Below are 26,884 nucleotides of genomic sequence, written 5' to 3' on the forward strand. Positions count from 1 at the left end.
GGGCAATTAGCTCAGTTGGTTCAGAGCACCTCGTTTACACCGAGGGGGTCGGGGGTTCGAATCCCTCATTGCCCACATAAATCACAATCCTGATGAATTTTCATCAGGATTTTTTGCTTTCAAAAACCTGAAGCTTGCTTCGTGGTTTATTGAAAACAAAAAAACCTATTTGAGTGAGACTCATCAGGATTGTATTTGCAGTAGTGGTTTCAATAAGGGGTATGTAATCCCTTGTTTTTAAATTTTAACCAGAAGCTTGCTTCTTGGTTATTTGAAAATAAAAAATTTTATTTGAGTGAAGCTCAGCAGGATTGTATTTGTAGTGTTGGTTTTGATAAGAGATCTGTAATCCCTAGTAGCTCAAAGAAAGTCTTATCAGAAATGAGGAGACTTTTTTTTGTTTAACATATTACTTCCTGTAGTTTTTTTGTAGTTTCGTAAATTAATTGAATAGATAGATTAAGTGCATTCTTAATCTTATAAGTAGCTAAATCATAATTAATGAATAAGTTGAAAATTGCAATCATAGGATTGGGTTATGTGGGGTTGCCTTTAGCAAGATTGTTTGCAACGAAATATTCGGTTGTTGGTTTCGATATAAAGGCTAAAAGAGTGGCAGAGTTAAAGTCGGGTTTAGATGTAACGTTAGAAGTTGATGATGCTTTATTAAAAACTGTTTTAACAGCTAATGATTCTGATGAAAAAGGCTTATTTGTAACAAATAATGCTAATGCTATAAAAAACTGTAATTATTATATTGTTACCGTACCAACATCTGTAGATAAAAATAATCAACCTATTTTAACACCATTGTTAAGTGCTAGTAAAACCATAGGAAGTGTTTTGCAGAAAAATGATATTGTTATATACGAATCTACTGTGTACCCAGGAGCAACAGAAGAAGATTGCGTGCCTGTGTTAGAAAAAGAATCGGGGTTGAAATTGAATCAAGATTTTTATGTAGGGTATTCACCAGAAAGAATCAGTCCGGGAGATAAAATTCGTACCGTAGAAAATATTTTGAAAGTTACTTCGGGTTCTACCAAAGAAACGGCTCAAAAGGTTGATGACTTATATAAATCAGTGATTACTGCAGGAACGCATATGGCATCTTCTATTAAAGTAGCGGAAGCTTCAAAAATAATAGAAAACTGTCAAAGAGATATTAATATCGCTTTTGTGAATGAATTGGCTAAGATTTTCAATTTAATGAACATTAATACCAGCGACGTTTTAGAGGCTGCAGGTACGAAATGGAACTTCTTACCTTTTAAACCAGGCTTAGTTGGTGGGCATTGTATTGGAGTAGATCCGTTTTACTTAGCGCAAAAAGCACAACAGTTTGGCTATTATCCCGAAATAATTTTATCAGGAAGACGTTTAAATGATAGTATGGGTAATCATATTGCATCAGAAGTCGTGAAGTTGATGATATCTGAAGATGTAAAAGTAAAAAAAGCTGAGATTTTAATTTTAGGAATTACGTTTAAAGAAAACTGTCCGGATATTAGAAACACAAAAGTGATTGATGTGTATCACGCTTTAAAAAGTTACGGAGTTACGCTTGATGTTTACGATCCATGGTCTAAAGAAAAAGAAGTTTCAGATACATATGGTATAACTTTAAATAATACACTTTACAAGAAAAAATACGATGCCGTTGTGTTGGCGGTATCACACAATGAGTTTAAAGAAATAGATTTATTGAGGTTGAAAAAGGAAAACGGAGTCGTATATGATGTAAAGAATTTCCTGCCTCAAGAATTAACCGATAAAACATTATAATGAAAAATTTTGCTTTAATAGGAGCCGCTGGATATATCGCTCCACGTCATTTAAAAGCTATAAAAGACACGAACAATAATTTAATAGCTGCGCTAGATAAATTTGATAGTGTGGGAGTGATGGATAGTTATTTTCCAAAGGCAGATTTTTTTGTGGAATTCGAGCGTTTCGATCGTCACATAGAAAAAATTAAACGCCAGCAAAATATTCAGCTCGATTATGTGAGTATTTGTACACCAAATTATTTACACGATTCACATATACGAATGGCCTTACGTAGAGGAGCAGATGCTATTTGCGAAAAACCATTGGTATTGAATCCTTGGAATGTAGACGCATTACAAGCAATAGAAAAAGAGTCAGGAAACAAAATTAATACGATTTTGCAATTGCGATTGCATCCTAGTATTATTGCGCTGAAAGAGAAAGTTGAAACCGAAAATAAAAAAGTGAAATACGATATCGATTTAACCTATATCACTTCTCGTGGTAATTGGTACGATGCTTCTTGGAAAGGAGATGAAAGTAAGTCAGGAGGGATAGCAACCAATATCGGAGTGCATTTTTACGATATGCTTTCTTGGGTTTTTGGTGAGGTACAAGAGAATTTGGTGCATTTAAGAGAAAAAGATAAATCGGCAGGCTATTTAGAATTTGAGAATGCAAGAGTGCGTTGGTTTTTATCTATTGATGAAAACTCATTACCAAAGCAAATTCAAGAAAACGGACAAAGAACCTACCGTTCTATAACCGTAGATGGAGAAGAAATAGAGTTTAGTGGCGGATTTACAGAGTTACATACCGAAAGTTATAAAGGAATTTTAAAAGGAAACGGTTTCGGATTGGTAGATGCTAAGCCGTCTATAGAAATTGTACATGCTATTAGAAATACCGAATTGGTTAATATAGGAGAGAAACATTTGTTTTTAAGTAGATAAAACTATATTTGCAAAAAAGAAAAAGAAATGAAAGTAGGAATAACCTTTAGTGCTTTCGATTTATTGCATGCAGGTCATGTAAAAATGCTTGAAGAAGCAAAAGCACAATGCGATTACCTTATTTGTGGTCTTCAAACGGATCCTACTGTTGATAGACCCAAAAAAACAAACCCATACAATCTGTAGTAGAGAGATACATCCAGTTAAAAGGATGTAAGTATGTGGATGAAATAGTACCGTATGCTACGGAGCAAGATTTAGAAGATGTATTACAATCTTTTAAAATAGGCGTACGCATTTTAGGAGATGAATATGCAGATAAGAACTTTACAGGGAGGTCTTATTGTGAGGAAAAAGGAATAGCATTATTTTACAACAAACGAGAACATCGTTTTTCTAGTAGCGAATTACGTAAAGAAGTAGCTGAAAAAGAAAATAGTAAGATTAAAAAATAATAAGAATGAATATAGCAGTTGTAGGTTCAGGATATGTAGGTTTGGTTTCAGGGGCTTGTTTTTCAGAGATGGGAAATAAGGTTACTTGTGTAGATATTGATCAACATAAAATAGATAAGCTACATGAAGGGATAATTCCTATTTATGAACCAGGTTTAGAAAAAATGGTATTGAAAAACATAGCTAATAAAAATCTGTTTTTTACAACCAAGCTAGAAGAAGCGGTTAAAGATGCCTCTATTGTTTTTATAGCGGTAGGAACCCCTATGGGAGATGATGGCTCTGCTGATTTACAATATGTTTTGGCAGTAGCCAAAGAAATAGGTATCAAGATGACTAAAAGACTTGTGGTGGTTGATAAATCAACTGTACCTGTTGGCACAGCAGACAAAGTAAAGGCTACGATTCAGCAAGAACTAGATAGAAGAGGAGAAAATATTGACTTTGATGTAGTATCAAATCCTGAGTTTTTAAAGGAAGGTGCTGCGATCGATGATTTTATGAAGCCTGATAGAGTTGTTATTGGGGCCGCGTCTGAGTATGCTTTCGATAAAATGAAAGAATTATATAGTCCTTTTTTTAGGTCACATGATCGTTTTATAACCATGGATATTCGTTCTGCAGAAATGACAAAATATGCAGCCAATGCCATGTTAGCGACTAAAATTTCTTTTATGAACGAAATTGCTAATATTTGTGAAAAAGTAGGCGCAGATGCGAACCAAGTCCGTATTGGTATTGGTTCAGATAGTAGAATAGGGTATAGTTTTATATATCCGGGAGCAGGATATGGAGGTTCTTGTTTTCCTAAAGATGTGAAAGCATTGAATAAAATAGCAGAAGAAAATGGCTACAACGCACAATTAATTCAGTCTGTAGAAGAAGTTAATAATCGACAGAAGTTTGTGATTGCAGAGAAAATTGTAAAAAGATTCGGTGAAGATTTATCCGGAAAAGTTTTTGCCCTTTGGGGACTGGCTTTTAAACCAGGTACCGATGATATGCGTGAAGCACCAGCAATTTATGTAGTAAAAGAATTGGTAAAGCGTGGAGCCACTATAAAGGCATACGACCCGAAAGCGATGGAGGAAGCACAACACTTTTATTTAATAAATGTGGAGGGTATTTCGTATTTAGAATCTAAATATGAGGTTTTAAAAGAAGCTGATGCTTTGATTTTGCTGACAGAATGGAAAGAGTTCCGCTCTCCTGATTTTTCAGAAATAAAACAACAACTAAGTAGTCCTATAATTTTTGATGGTAGAAATCAGTATAATGTTTTCAATTTACAAGACAAAGGTTTTGAATATCATCAAATAGGAAAACAAAACTAGCATATATGAAAATACTTGTTACAGGAGCTGCGGGTTTTATTGGTTTTCATTTATCTAAAAAACTATTAGATAAAGGTTATAGCGTAATCGGAATAGATAATATTAACGATTATTATAATGTTGATTTAAAGTACGATCGTTTAAAAGAACTAGGGATACAAAAAGAAACAGCAGCTGTTTTTCATAAAGAAACTATAAGTAATTCTTATAGTGACTTTAAATTTATGAGAATAAATTTAGAGGATAAAGAAGCATTAGTTAGATTATTTGAAAAAGAAAAGTTCGATGTTGTTTGTAACTTAGCAGCGCAAGCAGGTGTTCGTTATAGTATTGAAAATCCGGATGCCTATATACAAAGTAATATTGTAGGTTTTTTAAATATTTTAGAATGCGCTCGTTATAATGATATAAAGCACTTGGTGTATGCGAGTAGCTCTAGTGTATATGGGGCGAATGCTAAAATACCTTTTTCAGAAGAAGATAAGGTAGATGAACCTGTGAGTTTATATGCAGCGACCAAAAAAAGCAACGAATTAATGGCACATACCTATAGCCATTTATATAAAATACCTACAACAGGATTGCGTTTTTTTACAGTTTATGGACCTTGGGGAAGACCAGATATGGCGCCAATATTATTTGCTGATGCAATATCAAACGATCGACCTATAAAAGTTTTTAATTTTGGTAAAATGCAGCGTGATTTTACATATATAGATGATATTGTAGCAGGAATAGAGCGCGTTCTAGTATCTGAGGTAAAGGATAGAACGCTATATAAAATATACAATATAGGTAATAATAATTCGGTGAAATTATTAGATTTTATATCAGAAATAGAAAAAAACATAGGTAAAGAAGCTCAGAAAGAGATGTTACCAATTCAGCCAGGAGACGTTGAAAAAACATGGGCGAATGTTAATTATCTAATGAAAGATTACAACTATAAACCTAATACGTTGCTAAGTAAAGGAATTAAAGAATTCATTAATTGGTTTAAAAATTATGCAATTGAAAAATAAAATAATAAGAAAAGAAGTATTAAAAATAGTTTTTATAGTTCTTTTCATGTTCGCTAGTTTTACTAATTACGCGCAAGGTATTCAACAACAAATGAATACGATTCAGGTAGATAGTTTGTCAGATGAACAAGTAGCTAGTTATCGTGATAAAATTAAGAAAGAAGGCTATACCATAGAGCAGGCATTGTCAATAGCTAAGACAAGAGGTATGTCTGAAATTCAAGCGCAGAAATTAAAAAACAGAATTCGAAATTTAGGTACTTCAACAAGTAATCAAAGCAAATCACGAGATACATCGGTAAATACTGATACATCAGATAATCAGCTGTTTTTTGGATTAACAGTTGAAGAAGATATGAAGCCTAAAGAGTCATTGCTTTTCGGGTATGACTTTTTTAACAATCCAAATATCTCATTCACACCGAATTTAAATGTGACAACACCTGAAAATTATGTAATTGGTAGCGGAGATGAGCTTTCTATTGACTTGTGGGGAGCTGCAGAAGCTAATTACGAGAAGAAAGTAAATAGACAAGGAGCAATTAATATTCAAGGTGTTGGCTATATTCAATTGGTAGGCTTGCCAATAAAAGCAGCAAAATCTAAAATCAAAAATTATCTAAAAAGAATTTACGCTGGTATTGGTGCTTCGGCGAACAGTTATAATAAAGTACATTTAGCAGTTTCTATAAAAGAGGTTAGAAATGTTCAGGTAAGTATCGTGGGTGAAGTTAAAGTACCAGGTTCTTATTCGTTAAGTGGTTTTTCAACCATATTAAATTCTTTATACGCAGCAGGCGGACCTACCGAAAACGGAACTTTTAGAAATATAAGATTGTTTAGAGGTGGTGAAAAAGTAGCAGACTTCGATTTTTATGATTTTTTAATAAACGGCTCTGAAGCTGGTAATATAACGGTTCAAGATCAGGATGTTATCATTGTGAAGCCTTATGCTAAAATAGTAACCATTAAAGGAGCTGTTAAAAGACCTGGTTTGTATGAAATGAAATCGAATGAAACAGTGGCTGATTTATTAAAATATTGTAGTGGTTTTGTTTTTGATGCCTATAAACAGAATATAGTAATAGAAAGGATTAACGGAAAACAAAAAGAGTTAGTTGAAATTCCGTTGACAGCTATTGCTAAAGAAAAATTAAATGATGGAGATTTTATAAAAATAAATAAAGTATCTAATCAGTTCTTAAATAAAGTTAGTATTGCTGGTGCTGTTTTTCAACCAGGTAAATATGAATATGAAAAAGACTTATCATTAGAGTCTTTAATTTTAAAAGCAGAAGGAGTAACTAAAGAAGCTTTTTTAGATAGAGGTATTATTGTTCGTAAGTATGATAAAACAACAAAAGAAACAGTCTCCTTTTCATTGAGAAATAAAAATGAAAACTTATTATTAAAAGAAAATGATAGTGTGTATATTTTTTCTAAAGAAGAGTTAAAAGAAAAAGAATTTATTACTATTAATGGAGCTGTTAATAAAGGCGCTAAGTTTCGATACATGCAAGGAATGCAAATTGAAGATTTAATTGTATTAGGTGGTGGTTTAAAAGATGGCGCAGATGCTACTATGATAGATGTTTCAAGAAGATTGAAAGATGGTAGTTTTGAAACAATAAGTGAGAATTTTGATCTAAAAGCAAGTAGTTCTTTACAAGGAAGCGATAATAATAATTTTGTATTAATGCCTTTTGATATAGTTTCGGTACGTTATTTAAAAGGATATACGAGGCAAAAAACGGTATTTATAAAAGGAGAAGCAAACTTTGAAGGGGAGTATTCTATAGGAGCAAAAAACGAAAGAATTTCGGATTTAATTGCGCAAGCAGGAGGATTGACAAAATATGCATATATAGAAGGAGCTTTTTTAACTAGAAAAAATAATAAGGTTGAAGATGTTAAACAATTAGAAATTATATCAGACTTTTCAAAAAAAGATATACTAACTGTTACGGAAGATGAAATCAAACAAAAGAAAACCTTTAAAATAGGAATAGATCTTAATGAAATTTTAAAAGAAGCAGGAAGTTTGTCTAAATTCGATTTAATTTTAGAAGAAGGTGATGAGCTTTTTATACCTTCGGAAAGACAAACGGTAAAAATTGAAGGAGAGGTATTATCGCCATCATTAGTTAGGTACGAGAAAGGCAAGAGTTTTAAGTATTATATCGAAAATTCGGGTGGTTTTTCTGCAAATGCAAAAAAGAGTAAAGCCTATGTTATTCATGCGAATGGAGATATAAAAACAACCAAGCGATTTTTGTTTTTTAAATCATACCCTAACGTAAAACCAGGTTCAGTAATTTTAATACCTAACAAGCCAGAAAACAAAAATAAGATGTCAACGCAAGAGGTAATTGCTATTACTACAGGTTTGGCAACTTTAGGGGTTTTGGTAAAGAGTTTAACAGACAAGTAATTAGACATGGAAAAGAAAAATAACCATAATGCTGAAGAAGAAATAGATTTAGTAGCGTTGTTAAAAACAATTTTACAAGGTAAGCAAATCATCATTCGTTTTGTAATTATTTTTAGTTTTTTAGGGGTGTTTGTAGCTTTTTTTTCAGAAGATGAATATGTATCATATACAGTGGTTGTACCTCAAGTACTAGAAAGTAGTGTTAACGGTAGTTTAGGAGGGCTTGCCGCTATAGCAGGAATTAACTTAAATGGAGGAGCAACAGAAAGTATTTCACCTAGTTTATATCCAGAAGTAGTACAAAGCGTTTTTTTTCAAAAAGAATTAATAAATACATCATTAAATTTTTCTTTTTTAGATAAAAAAGTAACCTATAAAGAGTATTATAAAGAATATAAAAAGAGTAATATTATATCTACTATCAAAAGCTATACAATAGGGTTGCCTAGAACAATATTGGGCTTCTTTAAAAGTAAACAAAATTATTCAAATGAAATAACAAACGATTCAATTTATAGAGTGTCATTAGAGAACAGTGAGCTTTTTAAGCAATTAAGAAAGCAGTTGTCTATTGAAGTAAATAAAAAAGAAGGTTTTGTAAAAATATCTTTCTCAATGACAGAAGCACTGGCAGCTGCTCAAATGGCTAAAAAAGTACAAGAGTTGTTACAAAAATCTATTATTACATTTAAAACTCAAAAAGCTAAAGAGGAATATGATTTTATAGAGAGTCGCTATAATGAATTAAAAAAAGATTATGAAGAAAAACAATCAGTTTTAGCTAGCTTTAGAGATCGAAATCAAGGCTTAATAACATCTCGCTCTCAGTCTAAATTAGAAAGACTTCAAACAGATTACACTCTATCTCAAAGTATATATTATGAACTAGCAAAACAATTAGAAACGCAAAAAATACAGCTTAAAAAAAGCACTCCTGTATTTACGATAATTGAACCTGTAAATGTTCCTGTAAATAGGGATAAGCCTAAAAGAGTTATGATAGTTTTACTATTTTCTTTTTTTGGAGCATTTTTAGGAATAGTTTATGCTTTGGTTAATCCATTAATTAAAGATTACAAGAGAAAAATATTTAATACTTAATTTTATTATCATTACAATGAATAAAATTTTCCAAAATTTTTCAAAATTTCAAGTAGTAATAAAAAATTTTTTTTCATTATTTATTATTCAAAGCTTAAACTATATACTACCATTAATCACAATACCCCATATATTTAATGCTGTTGGAGTTGACCTATTTGGTTTGTTAGCTATAGCAACCTCTATGATTTCTTACTTTGTAATAATAACAAATTATGGGTTTCAGTTGTCTGCAACTAAAGAAATATCAGTTTATCGAAATAATCAAAAGAAACTAAATGAAATTTTCACATCGGTTTTTATAATTAAATTTATATTAATGATAATTTGTTTCCTTTTTATTTTTATTATTGTTTCTTTTTTTGACTTCTTTAAAACAAATCAAGATGTCTATTTTTGTACTGCTTTTATTATTTTAGGGCATTTATTATTTCCTGTTTGGTACTTTCAAGGAATAGAAAAAATGAAATACATTACTTATTTTACTGTATTTTCAAAAATTTTGTTCACGATATTGATATTTATTTATGTTGAGGGAAAAGAAGATTATTTATTAATACCAATATTTTTAGGAGGAGGTCAAGTAATTGCAGGCTTGTTTTCTCTTGTTTTTCTTTTTGCCAAGTTTAATTTAAGGTTTTCGAAAATAAAATTAAGTTTCATAATTTTTTATTTAAACGATGGTTTTCATGTTTTTTTAGGGAGTTTATATGCTACTATATACACTAGTGGTAATATATTTGTGCTTGGTTTATTAAGTAACCCTACTTTAGTTGGGTTTTATTCAGTAGCTGAAAGAATAGTCTCTGCTATTTCAGGACTTTTCATACCTTTTAATCAAGCTATTTATCCATATATGGCCAAAATATTAAAACAAGACAAAAAGATATTTATTATTTATGTAAAAAAAATGATACCTCTTATTTTGATGTTTTCATCAATTTTATTTGTTTTAACAGTCATATTTAGAAATACACTTATCGATATAATATCTAAAGAGCGTAATGTTATGATTTCTATATTAATAGTGATTTTAGCATTTAGAATTTTAAGTGCACCTTTTGGTGCTTATTTTTCTAATATGCTTATTTTACTGAATAAAAAATCTGAGTATACTAAAATAATGAATTTAACAGTGATTTTAAATGTTATAATAGTATTGCCAAGTATATATTTTTTTAACACTTATGGATTAGCTGTTAGTTTTATATTACTGTTATATATTCATGCAATTTTATTATACAGAAAGGTTAAAACATTTTTACATTAACAAAATATTTATTTCACCAAAAAAAAAATACTTTGAAAAAAAAAATATTAATATTATTATACACGTACTTGTCAGATAAAATGTACTTAAAATTTATGTTTCTTTTTAAACATAAAAGAATATTAAATCTAACAAAACCAAAAACTTTAAATGAGAAAATTCAACATTTAAAACTATATGGTTTTAAAGATTTTCATACTATAGTTTCTGATAAGTATGCGGTGAGAGATTACGTGAGTAAAAAAATAGGAAAGGAATATTTGGTTCCATTAATCCATTTTTCGAGTAAACTAGAATCAAAAGATTTTAATTCATTACCAAAATCATTTGTAATGAAATCTAATCACGGAAGTGCACATGTAGTTATTGTTAAAAATATACTTGATGAAGATATAAACGAGTTAATAAATATAGGAAATAAATGGTTAATAGAAGATCACTATAAGTTTACAAAAGAGAAACAATATAAAGATATTCCAAGAAAAATAATTTTTGAGAAGTTGTTATCTGATAATGCTGGTAACGTACCAGAAGATTATAAGTTTCATTGTTTTAATGGTGAAATAAAATTTATACATGTTGATTCAGGAAGATTTGTTAATCACACAAGAAATTTCTATGATTTAAATTGGAATGTATTAGATTTTGTATGGTCTCCTTTTAAAAACGGAAAAGCGAAATACCCTAATGGGCCTCTAGATAAAAAACCAGAACAGTTAAAAGAAATGATACTAATAGCAGAAAAACTATCAAAACCCTTTGAATACGTTAGAATTGATTTGTTTAATATAAAAAAGGAAATTTATTTCGGAGAAATAACATTGCACCATGGTAGTGGTTGGGAAAAATTCTCTCCGGTTATTTATGATGAAAAATTTGGTAAAATATTATGATTAATGATGAAAGATCTTTAAGTTTTATTCATAATTTTTTTATAGTGGTTTTTTTTTTAGGATTAATAGGAAGCCCTTTATTAAAAATATTGGGTATTTCTATAACTGGATTTGACTATTTAATAGTTATAATTTTTATTCTTTTTTTGTTTTATAAAAATATAAGGTCTTTTTATATATCTAAAATACATTTCTTACTTATACTATCATTACTTGCAATTATAGTGTTAAATTTTAGGTCTAAATTCGTTACTACAAAATGGGGGTTGGTTGGAGCTTTTTTGATTATACTACCTCATTTCATTTTTATTTTATGTAGAAATATAAGATTTTCAACTAATCAAATTTATAAAGTTCTAACAAAATTGTTATTAGGGATTGACTTAATTCTTATTGTGACAATTATAGAAACTTTATTTTTTAAAAATGGAAAAGGTACCTATTCTATTTTTATTCTAAAAACTCCAGCCTTTGCTGTAACGCTTGCAAACTTAAGTATTATTTTAAGGTTATATTTTGTTAATAAATTTAAAAAAAAGAAACAGGAGAATTATTTGAAAATATTGTTAACTTGTTTTTTTGTGATTTTCTCTATTCAGTTTAAATCTATTCTTTCATTATTATTTATAATGTTTATTTTTTTTGGAGATAATTTTAAAAGACAACTTACATTAATTTTTGCGTTAACCTTAGGGTTAAGATTATTGCTTTTTATTCCTTTAATAGAAGAAAAAGTAGAGAAATATCTTACAATATATACAATTAAAGACTCTACAGAGACCTCAGGTGTTCCTAGAATAGCGTTGTATTTAACATCATTTGTTATAGCAAATGATTTTTTTCCGCTAGGAACTGGCCCTGGAACTTTTGGAAGTTATCCTGTTAATATTAATTATTCAGATGTTTATTATGAATATGGATTGAATTTTATACATGGAATTGGCCCTGAATCAACAGCAAGAGGATCGAATACAGATAAATTCTTGTTGGATACATATTGGTCAAGTGTATTAGGAGAACTTGGTGTGTTTGGTTTTATATTGGTGTTAGTATTGTACTTTTACCCATTACTATTAGTACTAAAGAAAAATAAAAAAGGAACGAGACTGTTTGATAGTGCTGATGTAAAAATTATTTCGGCAATAGTTTTATTTTTAGGGTTTGAGAGTATAGTTTTGTCGCTATTAACCCAAAGTAGTTTTATGTTAATAATGTCTGGTTTTACAGCTATGATAATTCAAAAAAATGAGTATGATTAAAGTTTTACATTTAATGAATGGTTATCCAACCATAAAACATCCTGAGTATTGTGTTTTTACTAAAGAACAGATTCTATCTTTAAATGATTTTAAAGAAATAGAAAAAGAATTTTATTTTATAAATGCAAGAGAAAAAGGAAAGTTTGAATACCTTAAAGCTCTATATAAATTACCTAAAATAATAAAGAAAGTAGACGTTATTCATTGTTTTCATGGACTTACTTTTTTGCTAGTGGTTTTATTAACAAATAAGCCCATTTTAGTATCTTTTTTAAATAGTATAGAGAATGAATACGGTCTTAAAAATACTTTTTTTTCTAAAGTATTTAGACGATTAACAATACGATCTATAAAAAGAAAAAATGTATTTAAAATATTTAAAGACAAGATTCCACAAAATTATAGTGAAAGAAGTTTTTATTTACCAAACGGTGTTGATACAGATAAATTTTATCCTATTGATAAAAATGAATCTAAATTAAAGTTAGGGTTAGATATTAAAAAGAGATATATATTATTTGTTAGTTCAAAGAATATTAATAGACCTCAAAAAAGATATGATAAATTTAAAGAGGTTATTCTTTTGTTAAAAGAAAAACATAATGATATAGAAGAGTTAACTCTTGTAAACGAACCTAGAGATAAAATAATTTATTATTTCAATGCTTGTGAATTTCATTTACTAACTTCAGATTATGAAGGGTCTCCGAATTCAGTTAAAGAAGCACTTAGTTGTAATACACCTGTAGTTTCTACAAATGTAGGGAATGTATCTGATCTTTTATCAGGTGTAACTGAATCAGAACTAGTGCTAGATGATAGTATTGAGCAATTATATGAAGCAAGTAATAAGATGCTAAATAATTTAAATGAACAAATAGAAACAAGAGTTCAAATTAAAAACAAAGGTCTTGATATGGAGTCTAAAGCCAAAGAGTTAGTAAGTCTTTATAAAATAATTAATAAAAAATGAAAGTAGCTATAATTGGAATTGTTGGTGTACCAGCAAATTATGGAGGGTATGAAACATTAGTTGACAATCTGCTAAGTAACCAAATTAACACAGAGATTGAATATGTTATTTATTGTAGTACTAAAGCATATCCAAGAAAAGAAAGGATAAAAACGTATAAAGGGCATAAGATTATTTATATTCCTTTTAATGCTAATGGTTATCAGGCAGTTATTTATGATAATATTTCAATAATTCATGCATGGTTAACTTGCTCATGTTTGTTGTCTTTGGGGACAGCAGCTGGATTATCTTATAATTTTTTAAGGTTTTTGAAAAAACGTTATTTTATTGTTAACTTAGACGGGTTAGATCATAAGAGAGAAAAGTGGTCAAAGTATCAGAAAATATTTATGTCATTTACAAGAAAGTTAGCAATTAATTTAGCTGATGAAATTATATCTGATAACGAGGTTATAAAAGAGAACGTAGATAAAGATTATAATAAAAATTCTAATTTAATTGAATATGGAGGAGATAATGCCTGTAAGTTTTTTGATTTAGAAGAATTATCTAAACATGGTTTAGATAAAAATGATTACTTTTTTAGTGTAGCAAGAATTGAACCAGAGAATAATACTCATCTCATTTTAGAAGCTTTTGAAGAATTAGAAGAGAAAATTGTTTTTGTTGGTAACTGGAATAATAGTTTATTTGGAAAAGAATTGCTAAATAAATATAAAGATAAATCCAACTTTTTCCTATACCAACCAATATATAAGAGTTCAGAATTAAATTTACTAAGAAGCAATTGCAAAGTTTATTTGCATGGACATAGTAGAGGAGGGACTAACCCATCTTTAGTTGAGGCAATGAGTTTAGGTTTAGCAACCTTTGCATATAACGTTAATTATAATGTAAAGACTACAGAGTCTGAATGTTTATATTTTAAAGACTCTAAAGAACTAAAATGTCTTATAAAGAATACAAGCAATGAAAAGCTTAATGAAATTTCATTAAAAGTTGAAACAATTGCAAATGAAAGATATACTTGGAGGAATATCACTAAAAAGTATGAATCATTATTTATGAAAAATAAAAATGACTAAGAAAGGAGAAATAGTAAAATTTATAAGACCAAGTAAATGGCAATATGTAAAAAGAATAATTTTTACATTTTGTTCGCTTTCTTTTTTTAAACACCTTTTTAATTTATTTGCATATTACATTATTAATTATGTTTATGGTAAAAATAAAGCATCAATAGGTAAGTCAAAAGTTCATCCAACTGTTATTCTAAGACAACCAGAACGTATTTTTATAGGTAATCATTGTCTTATAAATCATAATAATGTTTTTCAGGCAGGAAAAAAAACAGGTAAAATTATAATTGGAAATTATGTTCATACAGGAGCAAATGTAATGATATTTGCGTTTAACCATGTTTTTGAAGATATAAATATACCATCAGTTTTACAAGATTATCAAGATATTGATGTGGTAATTGAGGATGATGTTTGGATTGGTGCTGGGGCTATTATTTTAGCAGGAGTTAATATAGGTAAAGGAGCAATAATAGCTGCTGGTTCAGTTGTTAATAAAGATGTTGAACCGTATAATATTGTTGGGGGGGTGCCAGCAAAGTTTATAAAAAGAAGAGATTAATGGAAAGAAAAAAAATATTAATATTAGATGAGCAGACAACTCAAATTTTACCGATAGCGAAATCCCTAAAAGAAAAAGGCCACTTTATAGTTGGTTTCTTTCCAAAAAAAATATCATATGGTTATTATTCAAAATTTATTAGTAAAAGGGTCATATCGCCTTCATTACTTCTAGATGAAGTTGTTTATTTAGAATTTTTATTAAATTTTCTTAAAAACAACATTATTGATGTTATAATTCCGTTAAATGACTCAAGTGCACACTTTTTAAGTAAATATAAGAGTAAATTATCTGTATATTCCAAGTTTGTAATACCTAATGAACAAACTTTTTTAAAAGCATACGATAAAGGAGAATTAATGAAATTGTGTGAAAAACTAAATATTGATCACCCAAAAACACTTCACCCACAAAAAAATAATACTTTTAATCTAGAAGATTTTAGTTTTCCTGCGCTTTTAAAACCAAACCTTTCTAGTGGAGGGAGAGGAATTAAGCTAATAAAAAATAAAAAAGAGCTTATTGTGTATTCAAAAAGGCACATTGAGAACTATGGAAAAGTTCATTTGCAAGAATTTATAAAGAATGGCGGAAAACAAATTAAAGTGCAATTATTTTTAGATAAGAACAACTGTTTAATTAACTCAACTGTACTTGAAAAGATTAGATATTACCCTGTTAATGGAGGAAGTAGTTGTTTTTCAAAAAGTATAAAGATGCCAGAACTTGTTGATCGATGTTATAAAATCCTAAAAGAGATTAATTGGGTTGGTTTTGCTGATTTTGACTTAATTCAAGACCCTATAGACATGAAATATAAAATTATGGAAATAAACCCAAGAGTACCAGCTTGTATAAAAGCAAGTTTTGTTTCAGGGGTTGATTTTGCACAGAATATACTAGAAGCATCATTAGACCTTCCAGTGTCAGAATTCGAGTATAAGGAAGGTTTTGGGTTGAAGCATTTTAATTTAGAGTTATTATGGTTTTTTAAATCAAAAAATAAATTAAAACACTTTAAAAGCTGGATTAATATTTTTGGAAAAAACATATATTTTCAGGATGGGTATTTAGTTGACCCTCTGTCTTTTATTACAGGTACTATGAGTGGCGTACTAAAACAATTAAATCCAAAATTTAGGAAACAAAAAGAGACTGGTTTATGAATATATTAACGTTTGATATAGAAGAGTGGTTTCATCTTTTGGATAATGAATCTACAAAAACAGTAAAACAATGGAATAGTTTTCCTGCCAGGATTCATGAAAACATGGAACGTATTTTTAATATTTTAGATGATTCAAATACAAAAGCTTCTTTTTTTGTTTTAGGGTGGATAGCTGAAAAATATCCAGAAATTGTTAAAGAAATTAAAAATAGAGGTTTTGAAATAGGTAGTCATACAAATAACCATCAATTAGTATATAATCAAGACAGAAATGCTTTTTTTCAAGATGTAGATTGTTCAATTAAAACTTTAGAAGACTTATCAGGAACTAAAATAAGAATGTTTAGAGCACCAGGATTTTCTATAACAGAAGAGAATAAGTGGGCATTTGAAGTTTTGTATGAATTAGGGATTGAGATAGATTCATCTGTTTTTCCTGCTGGAAGAGCACATGGAGGAATGAAAAGTTATGGTACAGCTAAACCATCATTATTAAGGTATAATGGAGTTCAGCTAAAAGAGTTTCCAATTAATACACACTCTTTTTTTAATAAGTCATTAGTTTATACGGGTGGAGGGTATTTTAGGTTACTACCTTATTCTCTTATTAAAAAAATATCATCTAAGTCTGATTATATCATGTCATACTTTCATCCAAGAGATTTTGATTTTGATCAGCCAATGATAAAGGAACTTTCATTAGGAAGAAAGTTTAAATCATATGTTGGTTTAAGTAAAACTGAAAATAAATTAAGATCATGGATGTCAGATTTTGAGTTCATTGATATAAAAACAGCAGAAAGTACAATTAACTGGAATCAAGTAAAAAAAATAAATATATGAAAGGAATAATACTAGCAGGAGGAAGTGGAACAAGACTATACCCTATAACAAAAGGTGTTTCTAAACAGTTATTGCCAATATATGACAAACCAATGATTTATTATCCCTTATCGGTATTAATGTTGGCAGGTATAACAGAAATTTTAATTATATCTACACCCCATGATTTGCCAAATTTTAAAAATTTGCTTAGAACTGGAGAAGAAATAGGAATTAAGCTTAGTTATAAAGAGCAACTCTCTCCAGATGGATTAGCTCAGGCATTTATTATAGGAGAGGAGTTTATAGGAGATGACGATGTCTGTTTGGTATTAGGAGATAATATTTTTTACGGTCATGGTTTAACAGAAATGCTTCAAAATGCGAAGCAAAATGTTGAAAATGAAAATAAAGCAACCGTTTTTGGGTATTATGTAAATGACCCGGAAAGATACGGTGTTGCTGAATTTGATAAAAATGGTAATGTAACTTCTATAGAAGAAAAGCCAACAAAACCAAAATCTAATTATGCGGTAGTAGGTTTGTATTTTTACCCTAATGATGTCGTTAAAGTAGCTAAGGAAGTCAAACCATCTCAAAGAGGTGAATTAGAAATAACCTCTGTAAATCAAAAATACTTAGAAGAATCCTCTTTAAAGGTAGAGTTGATGGGAAGAGGATTTGCATGGTTAGATACTGGTACACATGATTCATTGATGGAAGCAGGCCAATTTATTGAAACAATAGAAAAGCGTCAGGGGTTAAAAGTTGCTTGTTTAGAAGAGGTTGCTCTTTATATGGGATATATAGATAAAGAACAAGTTGTAAAATTAGCTGAACCATTAAGAAAGAATAATTATGGACAATATCTTCTAAATCTTGTAAAATAGTTAATATGAATTTTAGCAAAACAGCAATACCAGAAGTAGTTATAATTGAGCCTAAAATATTTGGAGATTATAGAGGTTATTTTTTCGAATCATTTAATCAAGAACAGTTTGAAGAGAATGTTACAAAAACAAATTTTGTTCAGGATAATGAGTCAAAATCTACCAAAGGCGTTTTAAGGGGCTTACATTTTCAAAAGCCACCATTTGCGCAAGCAAAATTAGTGCGTTGTATTAAAGGAAAAGTTTTAGATGTTGCTGTAGACATTCGAGTAGGTTCGCCAACGTATGGAAAACATGTTGCGTTAGAGTTATCCGAAGAAAATAAAAAACAGTTATTTGTTCCAAGAGGATTCGCTCATGGATTTATTGTGTTATCTGATGAGGCTATTTTTGCTTACAAGGTTGATAATATTTATGCTCCAACTCACGATAGTGGCATAAAATGGGATGATAGTGAGTTAAATATTGATTGGTTAATTGAAAAAGAAGTATTACAATTATCCGACAAAGATGAAAACCTTGAATATTTAAAAGATATAGAGAGTCCATTTAAATACTAATTATGAATATTTTAGTTACAGGTGCAAACGGTCAATTAGGTTCTGAAATAAGAGAAGTTTCTAAAGGTGAAACTAATCATGTATTTTTTTTCGAAGATTCTAAAGGGGTAAATATTAATAATTTACCATTAGTAGAAAAATACATTATTACGAATAAGATAGAATTAGTAATAAACTGTGCTGCATATACGGCTGTTGACAAAGCAGAAAGCGATGCTGACAATGCAAATAAAGTAAATAGTTTAGGTGTTGGTAATCTAGTGTCTGCTTTAGAGAAAGTTAATGGTAAGTTAATTCATATATCAACAGATTATGTTTTTAATGGTAAGAGTTTCACACCATATGATGAGAGTCAAGATGTTAGTCCTCTAGGAGTATACGGTAAAACTAAACGTGCAGGAGAGGAATTTGTCTTAAGTTCAGAAGTTGAAGCAGTGATAATTAGAACATCATGGGTATACTCTAGTTTTGGCAATAACTTTGTTAAAACAATGATGCGTTTAGGTGAAGAAAGGAATAATATAGGAGTAATTTTCGACCAAATAGGTTCACCCACATACGCTAAAGATTTAGCAAAAGTATGTGTTAAGTTGTTAGATGAAGAAAGGTTAGATTTGCATTCCAAAATATATCATTATTCGAATGAAGGTGTTGCTTCTTGGTATGACTTCGCAAAAGCAATAATGTTTTATGGGAATATAGATTGTGAAATTAATCCGATAGAAACAGAAGAATATCCAACACCAGCAAAAAGACCCAACTATTCGGTAATGAAGAAAACTAAAATCAAAAAAGATTTTAATATTGAAATACCATATTGGAGAGATTCACTAAAAAAATGTATTGAAGAATTACAAAAAATAAAAGCATGAAAAATATATTGATAACAGGAGGAGCTGGTTTTATAGGTTCACACGTTGTAAGGCTGTTCGTTAATAAATACCCTGAATATAATATTATAAATCTGGATAAGTTAACCTACGCAGGTAATTTAGCTAATTTGGTAGATGTAGAGAGTAAGCCTAATTATAAGTTTGTTAAAGCTGATATTTGTGATTATGAAGCTATGTCAAAATTATTCATAGACTTAGATATTGATGGAGTTATTCATTTAGCAGCAGAGTCTCATGTAGATCGCTCTATAAAAGACCCATTTTCATTTGCACAAACAAACGTAATGGGAACTTTAAGTTTGCTTCAGGCAGCAAAAAATAAATGGCAGGAAGATTTTAAAAACAAAATGTTTTACCATGTGTCTACAGATGAGGTTTATGGAAGTTTAGGAAATGAAGGTTTTTTTACAGAAAAAACATCATATGACCCTCATTCTCCTTACGCAGCATCTAAGGCATCTTCAGATCATTTTGTAAGAGCATTTCACGATACTTATGGTTTTCCAACTGTAATTTCTAACTGTTCTAATAATTACGGTTCTTTCCAGTTTCCTGAAAAATTAATCCCTCTATTTATAAATAATATTTGTAACAATAAACCATTACCGGTATATGGTAAAGGAGAAAATGTTAGAGATTGGCTTTTTGTAAATGATCATGCTCGTGCAATAGATACAATTTTTCACAAAGGTAAATTAGGTGAAACCTATAACATAGGAGGCTTTAACGAATGGAAAAATATAGATTTAATAAAAGTGATTATAAAAACAGTTGATGAACTCTTAGGGAGAAAAGAAGGTGAGTCTGAGAAGCTGTTAACTTATGTAACAGACAGGGCAGGTCATGATTTTAGATATGCGATTGATTCTACAAAATTGAAAGAAGAATTAGACTGGGAGCCTTCATTACAGTTTGAAGAAGGAATTCAGAAAACAGTAAAATGGTATTTAGATAACAAAGCTTGGATAGATAATGTTACTAGTGGAGCTTATCAAAAGTATTATGAAGAAATGTATTTTTAGATATTTAGAATAAATTATGTTTTATATCTCTCGTAATATTTTTAGACTATATTTGTTACAAAAAACGCTAAATTCATGATTATACCTACACTAGTAGTATTTATATTAGGTTCATTTTGTATATCCTATCTCATAATACCTAAAATTATAAAAGTAGTTTTTTATAAAAAATTATTAGATGAGCCTAATCAAAGAAGTTCCCATAAAAAGGTTACACCCACATTAGGTGGTATTGCTTTTTACATAACGATAATGATATCTTTTTTTTTTTTAAAAAAATGGGATGCTGATTATTTTAGTTTAAATTTAATGGTAAGCTTAACAGTGCTTTTTATTGTGGGGTTAAAAGATGATTTGGTTGCAATATCTGCAAGAACAAAGACTTTGGCTCAGATTTTGGCGATAACTTTTGTAGTTGCAGATAATAATTTGTTAATTGAATCCTTAGGAGGTTTTTTAGGGGTCACAGCAATTAATTATTGGGCATATATAGCATTCATTTATTTCTCTATTTTTTTTATTATAAATTCCTTTAATTTAATTGATGGAGTGGATGGTCTAGCAGCATCAATAGCTATTACTATTTTTGTTTTTTTAGGGGCTATGTTTTTTTTCTTAAACCAGTACTATTATACTTATTTATGTGTCATTATAGTAGGTACCTTGTTAGCTTTCCTGTACTATAATTTATCAGAGAATAAAAAAATATTTATGGGTGATACAGGTTCTATGATCATAGGTTTTTTAATAGGAGTATTGTCTTTTAAATTTCTATCCTTTCAAGAAAATATTCAATCACTAGGTCTTATGCCTTCTGAAAATATATTAATAGTTTTATCTTCTTTAATATCAATTCCAATATTAGATACTATAAGAGTTTTTGTTGTTAGAACTTTAAATAAAAAAAGTTTTTTTATAGCAGATAGAAACCATGTGCATCACATCTTTGTAGATTATGGTTGTTCACATAAAAAAACTACATTATTAATTGTTATTTTCAATTTAATAATAACGATATTCATATACTCATTATCTTTTTTACTCAATAGTTTTTTCCTTCTCTTGTCATTTGTTATGATATCTTTAATTTTTTATAGTATTTTATTTTATTTAAAACGGAATACCTCAAAAACAGAAGAGGTTTTTTAAAAGTAGTAATAAGTCTATGAAAGGAATCATATTAGCTGGTTGAATGGAGAAACACGCTTATATGCGATAAGCAAAGAGGTGACGCAACATTTATTGTCTGTTTATAATAATTGATATTTTCGCCCAATTTCCATAAGTTATTGAGCTTGCCCATTGTAATCTCTAATTGCTCTAACAACTACGGACCCAATCAATTTCCTGAGAAATTAATTCCGCTTTTCATCAATAATATAGTTCATCATAAGGCATTGCCAGTGTACGGAAAAGGAGGTAATATTAGAGATTGGTTGTATGTAGAAGATCATGTAAATGCGATTGATATAATTTTTTATAACGGAAAAGTAGAAGAGACCTATAATGTAGGTGGAGATAATGAATGGACAAACATCGATCTTATTAAATTGCTGATTAAAGAAGTAGATGTTTTATTGGATAGAGAACCGGGATCTTCTGATGGATTGATAAGATATGTAACCGATAGGGCTGGGCATGATTATAGGTATGCAATAGATTCGTCTAAACTTAAAGAAAAACTGAATTGGAAACCTTCGTTACAATTTGAAGAAGGCATTAAAAAAACAATTAAATGGTATTTAAGCAATCAGCCATGGTTGGATGCTATTGCGAAGAAATAATAGGTATTAAAAAAAAGCTCACATGTAACATGTGAGCTTTTTTACTTACTTAAGTCTTGTTAAGCTTAGGTCTTTATTATATTTTATAATAAACAAACCGTTATTACTGGTGCTACTGAATGCTTTTTTACGATAATCAAACTTGTTTTCTAAGCGAAGTGAAACACCTTCTTTAAAAGTTTGTGATAATTCTTTACCGGAAGCTAAACGCATTAAAATATCGTAGGTAATATCAAAACCTTTAATGGCATAATCAGAAGCTACAGTGTGGTTTTTTTGGTAGTATTTTTTATTAAAACCCTTTACATTGTCAGAAGATGTATCTTCAAAAGTGTTAGACACATAAGTAAAGCTAATACTAGCTAATTTATTGTTTTCTATCCTGTCATACGATTTATTTTTTTCCACCGCAAAAACTTGAACCGTCATATCATCTGGAATCCCAATCATACTGTTTAAAACATCGGCAACAGCTACATTATCATCAGAAGTAATAATAACCCAATTTCGTTTATTTACAGCCATTTTATTGGTGAACAACTCTCTTTTAATATATCCTTTTTTTGGTTTTAAAATATGGATTTTACTAATAGAATCATGCTTTTTTAAATTGCTAACAATTTTACTTATTCTATCGTTAGATGCTGCTTCACCATCACCCACAACAAAAACTTCTTCACCTTTGTAGATGTCTTTTAAATACGAAGCTAAATAGTTTGTGTAGCTGTTTTTATCAGGAGCAGACTTAATAAGTTTTGTTGTAGAAAAATCATCTTGGTTATTAGAAAAATGAGGAAATACAACTGGTACACGAACTTTACGTGCAATAAGTTCTGCCTTGTCTGAATAAAAAGGGCCAATAACAACATCGGTAGAATCTAACTTGTTTTCTGCTAAAATTAAAGGCACGTTATCGTCTCTGTTTCCGGTATCAAAAACTATTGTTTTAACAAGAATGCCTTGTTTTTTAATAGAATCGATAGCGATTTCAGCCCCCATATAAAAATCGGTCACCATATTTGCCAAAGAAGCAGAGTTGTTCTCACTATTAAATATATCTTTTGTAGCAGTAGCTTTATACTCTTTTAATTTAAACGGAAGTAAGATGGCTACATCGATTGTTGCATTTTCTTGAATACTATCTTTATAAAAAGTGTAGTTTTCATTGGCATTAACTTCTTCAATAGGTTTTATTTTGATTAATTGACCAATCGCTAATTCATTATTTCTTATACCAGGATACTCAGGGTTTAGGTGTATTAAATCTTCTTTTGATATATTATAAAAACGCGTTAAACTATATACGGTTTCTTTACTTTTAACTGTATGAGTTAAAAATTTTTCTAAAACCTCTTCTCTGTTAATTGTGATTACCTTTTCAACAGATTTAACTTTTAAAACCTGACCAATACTCAATATATTATTCTTAATAGTTGGAAAATCAGGATTCCATTCAATTAAGTCGTCTTTAGAAATGTCGTACAACTTGGTAATACGATACACGGTTTCTCCGGCCTTTACAGTATGGTTTTCATATTCGTATACAGTTTGTTGAAAAATAGTGTTTTCAGTAGTCGCTACATCAATAGTATCAGAAGGATTCTCGTCTATGTTTTCGTTATCAACATTCGTTTCATCAGTAGTAGTTGAAGAAATTCTGGTTTTAATTTCAGGATTCGGAATAACAATAATCGTATTTGCATCTGGTTTTCTGCTAACATCAGGATTTAAACGTAACAAATCTTTTGTTTTCATATCCAGTCGGTTTGCAATGTCACGCATTGTCTCTCCTTCCTGAACCTTGTAAGATATATAACGTTTTTGTTGACCACAAGAAACGGCAAAAGTTAAAATACAAATTAAAAGTAAAAATTGGAATTTCTTCATCTACATTATTTTTATTATCAGGAGTTTATTCCCATTCAATTGTTGCGGGTGGTTTAGAGCTAATGTCGTAAACAACTCTGTTAACACCTTTAACATTGTTTATTATTTTGTTTGATATTTTTTGTAAAAATTCATACGGTAAATTTACCCAATCTGCTGTCATACCATCAGTACTTTCTACAGCGCGTAAAGCTACCACTTTTTCATAAGTTCTTTCATCTCCCATTACGCCAACAGAGTTTACAGGTAATAAAATTGCACCTGCTTGCCATACTTTGTTGTATAAACCATCTTCTTTTAATCCGTTGATAAAAACAGCATCTACTTCTTGTAAAATACGTACTTTTTCTTCGGTAATATCACCTAAAATACGAATTGCCAATCCAGGACCTGGAAAAGGATGACGACCTAATAAGTCTTTGTCAATTCCCATTGATGCTCCTACACGACGCACTTCATCTTTAAAAATCATTCGTAAAGGCTCTACAATCTTCAATTTCATAAAATCAGGCAAACCACCTACGTTATGATGACTTTTAATAGTTGCTGATGGACCACCGTTTACCGAAACAGATTCAATTACATCAGGATAAATAGTCCCTTGTGCTAACCATTTTGCGTCTTCAATCTGATTTGCTTCATCATCAAAAACATCAATAAAAACTTTACCAATAGCTTTACGCTTTTCTTCCGGATCACTTAAACCAGCAAGTTCATTCAAGAAACGTGCCGAAGCATCCACTCCTTTTACGTTTAAGCCCATACCTTCATATTGCTTTAATACATCGGTATATTCATTTTTACGTAACAAACCATTATTAACGAAAATACAATGTAAATTATCGCCAATAGCTTTGTGTAATAATACGGCTGCTACGGTAGAATCTACACCTCCAGACAGTCCTAAAACCACTTTATCGGTTCCAACCTTTGCTTGTATATCAGCAACAGTTTCATCAACAAAAGAATCAGGTGTCCAAGTTTGTGCTACTTCAGCTATATTAACTAAGAAATTTTGTAATAATTGTTTACCATCGGTAGAATGATATACTTCTGGGTGAAATTGAATCGCATACGTTGTTTCACCATCAATTTTATACGCAGCGTTTGCTACATCGTGTGTGCTTGCTAATAAGATTCCGTTTGTTGGTAAATCTTTAATAGTGTCTGAGTGACTCATCCAAACCTGACTTCCTTCTAAGATGTCTGAAAAGAAAGCTTCTCCTTCTTTTACAAAAGATAAATTAGCCCTTCCATACTCTCTTGTGTTTGATGGAGCTACCAATCCGCCAGAAAAATGGGCTAAATATTGAGCACCATAACAAACAGCTAATAAAGGTTTTTTGCCTCTAATTTCAGATAAATCTGGATGTAATGCCATTTCTGAACGAACAGAATTAGGACTACCAGAAAGTATTACTGCTTTAAAGTCGGTTAAGTTTTTTGGAATTTTGTTATACGGATGAATTTCACAGTAAATGTTCAATTCTCTAACACGGCGCGCAATAAGTTGTGTGTATTGCGATCCGAAATCTAAAATAAGTACGTTGTGTTGTTGCATGTGCAAAAATAGTACTTAGATTTTAGATTTTAAGTATTTGATTTTAGATTTTTTGAAGTTTTTTAATAACGATACACCACCGCATTTATATTCATTCCTGCACCCACAGAAGCTAATATAATTACTTCTCCTTTTTTTACCTCCTGATTTTCGATGTTCCCTTTTAATACTAAATCTAGTAAAGTTGGTACGGTAGCCACCGAGCTATTACCTAGTTTATGAATACTCATCGGCATAATACCTGCTGGAATAGGTTTTTTGTACAATCGATAAAAACGTTTGATAATCGCTTCATCCATCTTCTCATTTGCTTGATGAATAAATATTTTTTTGACCTCGTCAATCTCAATACCACTTTTATCCAACGCTATTTTCATTGCTTTTGGCACATTATTTAAGGCAAACTCATAAATTTTACGTCCGCGCATTTTTATATAGCGAACATCTTTATCTAAATTGTCATTAAATGATTTTCCGAAAAATAAAAAATAAGCTTCTTCTTTGGTAAAGGTTTGCGTAGCATGACTTAAAATTCCGCTTTCACTACCTTCTTTAAGTTCTATAATACAAGCGCCTGCTCCGTCGCTATAAATCATAGAATCGCGATCGTATTTATCAACAACTCTCGATAAAGTTTCACCGCCAATAACCAAGCATTTTTTAGCAATACCCGCTTTTATAAATGCTTGTGCTTGAATAACACCTTCAATCCAGCCAGGGCATCCGAATAAAATGTCATAAGCAACACAGTTGGGATTTTCAATTTGTAGTAAATGTTTTACTCTACTAGCCAAACTAGGAAGAATATCAGTTTGAATAGCATCACTTTTTACATCGCCAAAATTATGGGCGAATATGATATAATCGATTTCCTCTGAATTTACATTGGCATCCTCTATGGCTTTCTTTGCAGCAAAATAGCCTAAATCCGATGCTTTGTAGTCGTTTTTGGCATACCTGCGTTCTTCAATACCAGTAATTGATTTGAATTTTTCAATAATTATAGTATTCGTGCTATCAAAGGAAGTTCCGTCTGCATTTAAAAACGAACTTTCTAAAAACTGACTATTTTCTTTTTTTATTGATGGTATGTACGAACCTGTTCCTGTAATTACTGATGATGCCATTGTTATTTATTAGTATTGTAAATACAAATAAAGCATTTTAAATTACATTAAAGTATTAATTATAA

At 30.0% G+C, this 26,884-nt stretch carries 22 protein-coding genes, 1 tRNA gene and 2 pseudogenes; 22 read left to right on the top strand and 3 right to left on the bottom strand.

Translation table 11 applies throughout. The features are described 5' to 3' along the window. From AC28QF_RS11725 to AC28QF_RS11830, 22 genes and pseudogenes are all read left to right on the top strand, one after another. Positions 1-75, top strand: a tRNA-Val gene (locus AC28QF_RS11725). Between the two features lie 426 nt (positions 76-501). After that, a complete protein-coding gene (locus AC28QF_RS11730; protein WP_488202117.1) occupies positions 502-1,785 on the top strand; it encodes a nucleotide sugar dehydrogenase in 1,284 nt (427 codons plus the stop codon). Then, positions 1,785-2,723: a Gfo/Idh/MocA family protein gene (locus AC28QF_RS11735; protein ID WP_488202116.1), complete on the top strand. Its 939-nt coding sequence runs from the start codon at positions 1,785-1,787 to the stop codon at positions 2,721-2,723. Before AC28QF_RS11730 ends, AC28QF_RS11735 begins: the two co-directional genes overlap by 1 nt. A 27-nt stretch (positions 2,724-2,750) precedes the next feature. Beyond that, a pseudogene (locus AC28QF_RS11740) lies at positions 2,751-3,178 on the top strand (adenylyltransferase/cytidyltransferase family protein). A gap of 5 nt (positions 3,179-3,183) precedes the next feature. Further along, on the top strand, positions 3,184-4,512 hold the full coding sequence (locus tag AC28QF_RS11745; RefSeq protein WP_488202115.1) for a UDP-glucose dehydrogenase family protein: 1,329 nt from the start codon (positions 3,184-3,186) through the stop codon (positions 4,510-4,512). A gap of 5 nt (positions 4,513-4,517) precedes the next feature. Then, the gene (locus tag AC28QF_RS11750) at positions 4,518-5,534 is read left to right on the top strand and encodes an NAD-dependent epimerase (protein WP_488202114.1); all 1,017 of its coding nucleotides are present in this window, start codon (positions 4,518-4,520) and stop codon (positions 5,532-5,534) included. Beyond that, on the top strand, positions 5,524-7,965 hold the full coding sequence (locus AC28QF_RS11755; protein ID WP_488202113.1) for an SLBB domain-containing protein: 2,442 nt from the start codon (positions 5,524-5,526) through the stop codon (positions 7,963-7,965). Before AC28QF_RS11750 ends, AC28QF_RS11755 begins: the two co-directional genes overlap by 11 nt. 6 nt (positions 7,966-7,971) lie before the next feature. Beyond that, positions 7,972-9,066 carry a GNVR domain-containing protein gene (locus tag AC28QF_RS11760; RefSeq protein ID WP_488202112.1) on the top strand — a complete coding sequence of 365 codons (1,095 nt, stop codon included), beginning with the start codon at positions 7,972-7,974 and terminating at the stop codon, positions 9,064-9,066. Between the two features lie 16 nt (positions 9,067-9,082). Continuing rightward, positions 9,083-10,336, top strand: a complete 1,254-nt coding sequence (locus tag AC28QF_RS11765) for an oligosaccharide flippase family protein (protein WP_488202111.1) — start codon at positions 9,083-9,085, stop codon at positions 10,334-10,336. A gap of 95 nt (positions 10,337-10,431) precedes the next feature. Beyond that, entirely contained in the window at positions 10,432-11,229 is a 798-nt protein-coding gene (locus AC28QF_RS11770; protein WP_488202110.1) for an ATP-grasp fold amidoligase family protein, read from the top strand. Next, entirely contained in the window at positions 11,226-12,488 is a 1,263-nt protein-coding gene (locus AC28QF_RS11775) for a hypothetical protein (RefSeq protein ID WP_488202109.1), read from the top strand. The genes AC28QF_RS11770 and AC28QF_RS11775 overlap by 4 nt, the downstream gene beginning before the upstream one ends. Next, the gene (locus tag AC28QF_RS11780; RefSeq protein ID WP_488202108.1) at positions 12,481-13,461 is read left to right on the top strand and encodes a glycosyltransferase; all 981 of its coding nucleotides are present in this window, start codon (positions 12,481-12,483) and stop codon (positions 13,459-13,461) included. Before AC28QF_RS11775 ends, AC28QF_RS11780 begins: the two co-directional genes overlap by 8 nt. Further along, a complete protein-coding gene (locus AC28QF_RS11785; RefSeq protein WP_488202107.1) occupies positions 13,458-14,549 on the top strand; it encodes a DUF1972 domain-containing protein in 1,092 nt (363 codons plus the stop codon). Before AC28QF_RS11780 ends, AC28QF_RS11785 begins: the two co-directional genes overlap by 4 nt. After that, the gene (locus tag AC28QF_RS11790) at positions 14,542-15,105 is read left to right on the top strand and encodes an acyltransferase (RefSeq protein WP_488202106.1); all 564 of its coding nucleotides are present in this window, start codon (positions 14,542-14,544) and stop codon (positions 15,103-15,105) included. Before AC28QF_RS11785 ends, AC28QF_RS11790 begins: the two co-directional genes overlap by 8 nt. Beyond that, positions 15,105-16,271, top strand: coding sequence for a carboxylate--amine ligase (locus AC28QF_RS11795; protein WP_488202105.1), 1,167 nt, complete (start codon positions 15,105-15,107; stop codon positions 16,269-16,271). Before AC28QF_RS11790 ends, AC28QF_RS11795 begins: the two co-directional genes overlap by 1 nt. Then, positions 16,268-17,116, top strand: coding sequence for a polysaccharide deacetylase family protein (locus tag AC28QF_RS11800; RefSeq protein ID WP_488202104.1), 849 nt, complete (start codon positions 16,268-16,270; stop codon positions 17,114-17,116). The genes AC28QF_RS11795 and AC28QF_RS11800 overlap by 4 nt, the downstream gene beginning before the upstream one ends. Then, positions 17,113-17,985 carry a glucose-1-phosphate thymidylyltransferase RfbA gene (gene rfbA / locus AC28QF_RS11805; RefSeq protein WP_488202103.1) on the top strand — a complete coding sequence of 291 codons (873 nt, stop codon included), beginning with the start codon at positions 17,113-17,115 and terminating at the stop codon, positions 17,983-17,985. The genes AC28QF_RS11800 and rfbA overlap by 4 nt, the downstream gene beginning before the upstream one ends. A gap of 5 nt (positions 17,986-17,990) precedes the next feature. Beyond that, entirely contained in the window at positions 17,991-18,545 is a 555-nt protein-coding gene (rfbC, locus tag AC28QF_RS11810; RefSeq protein WP_488202102.1) for a dTDP-4-dehydrorhamnose 3,5-epimerase, read from the top strand. A gap of 2 nt (positions 18,546-18,547) precedes the next feature. Next, positions 18,548-19,417, top strand: a complete 870-nt coding sequence (rfbD, locus tag AC28QF_RS11815) for a dTDP-4-dehydrorhamnose reductase (RefSeq protein ID WP_488202101.1) — start codon at positions 18,548-18,550, stop codon at positions 19,415-19,417. After that, the gene (gene rfbB / locus AC28QF_RS11820; RefSeq protein ID WP_488202100.1) at positions 19,414-20,460 is read left to right on the top strand and encodes a dTDP-glucose 4,6-dehydratase; all 1,047 of its coding nucleotides are present in this window, start codon (positions 19,414-19,416) and stop codon (positions 20,458-20,460) included. The genes rfbD and rfbB overlap by 4 nt, the downstream gene beginning before the upstream one ends. Positions 20,461-20,535: 75 nt before the next feature. After that, entirely contained in the window at positions 20,536-21,609 is a 1,074-nt protein-coding gene (locus AC28QF_RS11825; protein ID WP_488202099.1) for a glycosyltransferase family 4 protein, read from the top strand. A 128-nt stretch (positions 21,610-21,737) separates the two neighbouring features. Beyond that, a pseudogene (locus AC28QF_RS11830) lies at positions 21,738-22,244 on the top strand (dTDP-glucose 4,6-dehydratase); the annotation flags it as partial. A gap of 45 nt (positions 22,245-22,289) precedes the next feature. Here the strand turns inward: AC28QF_RS11830 and AC28QF_RS11835 are convergent. The 3 genes from AC28QF_RS11835 to AC28QF_RS11845 form a co-directional block, all read right to left on the bottom strand. Next, a complete protein-coding gene (locus AC28QF_RS11835; protein ID WP_488202098.1) occupies positions 22,290-24,131 on the bottom strand; it encodes an amino acid ABC transporter substrate-binding protein in 1,842 nt (613 codons plus the stop codon). A 25-nt stretch (positions 24,132-24,156) separates the two neighbouring features. Continuing rightward, on the bottom strand, positions 24,157-25,692 hold the full coding sequence (guaA, locus tag AC28QF_RS11840) for a glutamine-hydrolyzing GMP synthase (RefSeq protein WP_488202097.1): 1,536 nt from the start codon (positions 25,690-25,692) through the stop codon (positions 24,157-24,159). Between the two features lie 62 nt (positions 25,693-25,754). Continuing rightward, complete coding sequence (locus AC28QF_RS11845; protein ID WP_488202096.1) at positions 25,755-26,819, bottom strand: 3-oxoacyl-ACP synthase III family protein; 1,065 nt, start codon at positions 26,817-26,819, stop codon at positions 25,755-25,757. Between the last annotated feature and the right edge of the window lie 65 nt (positions 26,820-26,884).

The organism is Tenacibaculum sp. M1.3A, from assembly GCF_057732375.1.

Excerpts from the sequence above, each read along its gene's own strand:
- AC28QF_RS11730 (WP_488202117.1), top strand. The coding sequence starts at position 502 with ATGAATAAGTTGAAAATTGCAATCATAGGATTGGGTTATGTGGGGTTG.
- AC28QF_RS11735 (WP_488202116.1), top strand. The coding sequence starts at position 1,785 with ATGAAAAATTTTGCTTTAATAGGAGCCGCTGGATATATCGCTCCACGT.
- AC28QF_RS11745 (WP_488202115.1), top strand. The coding sequence starts at position 3,184 with ATGAATATAGCAGTTGTAGGTTCAGGATATGTAGGTTTGGTTTCAGGG.
- AC28QF_RS11750 (WP_488202114.1), top strand. The coding sequence starts at position 4,518 with ATGAAAATACTTGTTACAGGAGCTGCGGGTTTTATTGGTTTTCATTTA.
- AC28QF_RS11760 (WP_488202112.1), top strand. The coding sequence starts at position 7,972 with ATGGAAAAGAAAAATAACCATAATGCTGAAGAAGAAATAGATTTAGTA.
- AC28QF_RS11765 (WP_488202111.1), top strand. The coding sequence starts at position 9,083 with ATGAATAAAATTTTCCAAAATTTTTCAAAATTTCAAGTAGTAATAAAA.
- AC28QF_RS11770 (WP_488202110.1), top strand. The coding sequence starts at position 10,432 with ATGTTTCTTTTTAAACATAAAAGAATATTAAATCTAACAAAACCAAAA.
- AC28QF_RS11775 (WP_488202109.1), top strand. The coding sequence starts at position 11,226 with ATGATTAATGATGAAAGATCTTTAAGTTTTATTCATAATTTTTTTATA.
- AC28QF_RS11780 (WP_488202108.1), top strand. The coding sequence starts at position 12,481 with ATGATTAAAGTTTTACATTTAATGAATGGTTATCCAACCATAAAACAT.
- AC28QF_RS11785 (WP_488202107.1), top strand. The coding sequence starts at position 13,458 with ATGAAAGTAGCTATAATTGGAATTGTTGGTGTACCAGCAAATTATGGA.
- AC28QF_RS11790 (WP_488202106.1), top strand. The coding sequence starts at position 14,542 with ATGACTAAGAAAGGAGAAATAGTAAAATTTATAAGACCAAGTAAATGG.
- AC28QF_RS11795 (WP_488202105.1), top strand. The coding sequence starts at position 15,105 with ATGGAAAGAAAAAAAATATTAATATTAGATGAGCAGACAACTCAAATT.
- AC28QF_RS11800 (WP_488202104.1), top strand. The coding sequence starts at position 16,268 with ATGAATATATTAACGTTTGATATAGAAGAGTGGTTTCATCTTTTGGAT.
- rfbA (WP_488202103.1), top strand. The coding sequence starts at position 17,113 with ATGAAAGGAATAATACTAGCAGGAGGAAGTGGAACAAGACTATACCCT.
- rfbC (WP_488202102.1), top strand. The coding sequence starts at position 17,991 with ATGAATTTTAGCAAAACAGCAATACCAGAAGTAGTTATAATTGAGCCT.
- rfbD (WP_488202101.1), top strand. The coding sequence starts at position 18,548 with ATGAATATTTTAGTTACAGGTGCAAACGGTCAATTAGGTTCTGAAATA.
- rfbB (WP_488202100.1), top strand. The coding sequence starts at position 19,414 with ATGAAAAATATATTGATAACAGGAGGAGCTGGTTTTATAGGTTCACAC.
- AC28QF_RS11825 (WP_488202099.1), top strand. The coding sequence starts at position 20,536 with ATGATTATACCTACACTAGTAGTATTTATATTAGGTTCATTTTGTATA.
- AC28QF_RS11835 (WP_488202098.1), bottom strand. The coding sequence starts at position 24,131 with ATGAAGAAATTCCAATTTTTACTTTTAATTTGTATTTTAACTTTTGCC.
- guaA (WP_488202097.1), bottom strand. The coding sequence starts at position 25,692 with ATGCAACAACACAACGTACTTATTTTAGATTTCGGATCGCAATACACA.
- AC28QF_RS11845 (WP_488202096.1), bottom strand. The coding sequence starts at position 26,819 with ATGGCATCATCAGTAATTACAGGAACAGGTTCGTACATACCATCAATA.